We start from the raw sequence: 3,298 nt of genomic DNA on the forward strand, positions 1-3,298 counted from the left end.
CCGAAAAACATGCTTTGCCTCCCCTTGCAGGGGAGCCTAAAAAGCGCGCCCTGTCTTTGCCTTGCCTCCCCTGAAAGGGGAGGTGGTCCGAAGGACCGGAGGGGTTATTTTTCGCTCCGCCCACGTTCCCCGCACGCTTCCGGAACGGATTTGCGGTTTTCTGCAAAAAAAGGTCCTTAGGTCTTGCATTTGCCGCGGTGTTGCGTGTATAATTCTATACCAAAGGCGCGGCCTCTCGATCGGCGTCGCTTTGTCTTCTGCCGAACCACAAAAACGTCCCCGGCGGCCGCGTCCGTGCGACGAACCAAACGCCGTGGGGGCGAAGTCTCTGCCAGAAAGGAGTGTTTGTCGGCGCTGGCGTTCTTTGGCTTTGCGGGCTGGAAACGGCCCTCTGCGCTTACGCTCCGTCGCCTGTAAGGAAGGCGGCGTGGGCGGTGCGGCCCTCGGGCCGCGGCATGTTATCGCAACTAGGGAAGGATAACAGGCAAGATCAGGATTTAAATTTGTCCGTTTGAAAAAAACGGACGCGCGCTTTGTGGTTTGGATCCTCGGGGCGTTGCACCTGCCCCTGGGATTCGGATTTTGAGAGGAGGAATTTCGGTTGAATAAGAAACTGAAACTGTTTGGTCTGCTGGCGCTGACTCTGGCGCTGGCGGCCGGAGTGGCCTGGGCAGTTTTGCCGGATCACGTGCTGTCGGGCAACGATGTGAACAACATCACGACGGCGGCTGCCGGTGCCAATGCGTACAACACCATCAGCGGCAACGGAACTCAGCTGGGCAGTGTGGGGACTAACGGAGCGGGTAGCCCTAACTTTTTACAGATCCTGCAGCTGAACGCGGATGAGGGAAATACGGTGACCCTCGCACCTCGCGCTACGGGCAATCAGACTTTTCAGGAGTCTGTTGCTGCTCGGAAGGTCCAGGTCCTTGTCAACAACGGCAACAGGGGCAAGGTCGTCATCAAGGCGTCGAACGGCGATAACCCTGCCGGGGCAAATCGGACCATCTACCACGGCGGTACGGTCCAGATGGGCGGTACCTTGGGCGTGACCAACAACAACGCCTTGGGCCAGCGCTGGGTCGGCGTGGTGGGCAGCCGCACCGAGGCACGGGCGCCCGTGTTCCAGGTGGAAGAAGTGGACAAACTGCAGCTGGGTGTGAACGATCCCGACAATAATCCTACGTTCCAGCCGTTCTTCCTGATGCTCAATACTGCCGACGGCGGCGCTGCCACTGACCTGCGCTACGTCAAGGTCAATGCCGATGCGGTGTCCTCGAAGCTGCAGGGGCTTTCGCTCCATCATGGTCTCGATCAGCGTAACTATAATGGTGGAGCTCCTATGCCGAATTCCGGCGCAGGTGCTGCTAACGACACCTTTATCACGGCCACGGACGCTGCTGCGACCGAGTTCGTCCGCCTGATCAAGCAGGGCAAGGGATCGTTGTTCATCAATGGTGACACCGCCAGCCTTGCCGCGGCGGGGGAGGGCTTAGTTGCCCTGCCGGGTGTGTGGGCGGGAATCACGGGTTACAGGGCGGTTGACGGAGCGCACCACCAGGGTGGAACGGTCGTCGAGGGCGGCGTGCTCCAGGTCGATGGCGGAAATGCCTCTGTCCGCAACGACCACTTCCGCGGCTCTCTGGGCAAGGTGTGGACGGCGTTCCAGGGCTCGGCTTCTGCGATGGCCAATCCCTACGACCCCGCGTCCTATCTTGGTCAGGCTGTTGCCGCTCTTTACAACCCGCTGTTCATCCAGAACGACGCCAAGGTCATGGTGAACCGCAGCCAGTTCTTCAGCGACTTCAACGTCGCCAAGGACGCCACCTTCCACGTGGACGAGTACACGCTGGCGAGCACCAACTACAACCCGCAGATCGCGGTGACGCTGGACCAGAAGGATTCCAAGGCGGACGGCCTGCTCGAGGGCAAGTTTGACCTGGTTCTGGATTCCGTCCTCGCTGCGGCCCGCCCGACCAACGATCCTACAAACCCGGGGATCGCAAACAACGGTCAGGCTATCTTCTTCATCAACAACGCCGAGAACAAGATCTTTGATGCGGGTACCACCCTGGTGGCTAACGGCGTGTTAGAGATCATGGGTGCCAAGTCCATCGGCGGCGGCCAGGTGACGATCGGCGCAACGGGCGGCAACGGCCTTCCCGATCGCGGATTTACGACGGCTAACTTGGGCACCTTTGCAGCGAACAAGACCTTCAAGCTGGAGAACGTGACCCTGGGTCAGGTGGGTGGCGCTGTGGCTGTGGAGCAGGGGGAGACCCTGTCCTTTAAGGACATCACCCTCAACAACATGGGCACGGGGGCGGCGAACACCTTCCGCATCAACCCTGTGGGCGTGACCCTGGCTGAGGGGTACCTCAACAACGCTGGAGGCGATCCCTTCCCGGCGACGACGCCTCTGACGACGCCTCTTCCCGGCAGCTGGACCGACACGGCGACGGTGGTGTTTGGCGATGCGAACTCGGCGGACGCCGTGTACCGCGTCGAGGGCGTGTTGCGCAACCCGACCCGCGTGGACGTGGAGCGCGGCGTGTGGCAGCTGAACAACTTCCCGACGCCGACCGCGACGCAGGTTGCGACGAACGTGAACCCCTTCATGAACGTCTACGTCTACCCGACGGCAGTCCTCTCCCTGGCCAAGGACGTCAATGACTTCAGCCCCTATATGGACCTGAAGGTTACCGACGACAGCCGCATCCGCCTGGTGCTGCGCGACAGCGATATCGCTGCGTCCCGTGCCGACGCGATGGGCAAGCCCGCGGTCTTCCATGCGCACCACATCGACTACTCCGCGCTTGGTGCTGGCGCTCAGAACAAGGATCGCCGCTTGAATATCCAGCTGGATCCCTCTCAGTTGACCGGCGGCACGATCAAGCAGGGCTGGGTCAAGCTGGTCTTCTCGACCGACGCGAGGAATTGGAATAACCTGCACTACCTGCGCGAGTACACGCCCGGCCTCACCTACGAGGACTACGCGAAGGTCCGCATCACCTGGACCACGACGTCCGACATCGTGAAGAACGCCGTGGCTCACGTGGACCAGAACAGCTACACGATCCTCGTTGAGGTTGGCGAGAACGTCACCGACCCGGTGAACCCTGGCACGCCGGCTCCGACGCCTGATAAGAAGCCGGATGGCCCGGAGATCAACGCCCCCGCCACGGTGGAGCCCGGCAAGACCGTGACCTTCACGCTCGGCGACTGGTACCTCAACGACAAGAAGCTGGCGGCTGGCGATGTCAAGGATATCGTTTGGATGCTGGATGGCAAGGACGTG

Annotated in this window: 1 protein-coding gene; it reads left to right on the forward strand. The window is 61.2% G+C overall.

Translation table 11 applies throughout. The features are described from left to right. Positions 1-601: 601 nt before the first annotated feature. Positions 602-3,298, forward strand: a 2,697-nt coding sequence (locus SY1_RS08810; RefSeq protein WP_208873504.1) for a hypothetical protein, incomplete at its 3' end; no start/stop codon positions are given.

The organism is Fretibacterium fastidiosum (assembly GCF_000210715.1).
In the GTDB taxonomy this organism is placed as follows: domain Bacteria; phylum Synergistota; class Synergistia; order Synergistales; family Aminobacteriaceae; genus Fretibacterium; species Fretibacterium fastidiosum.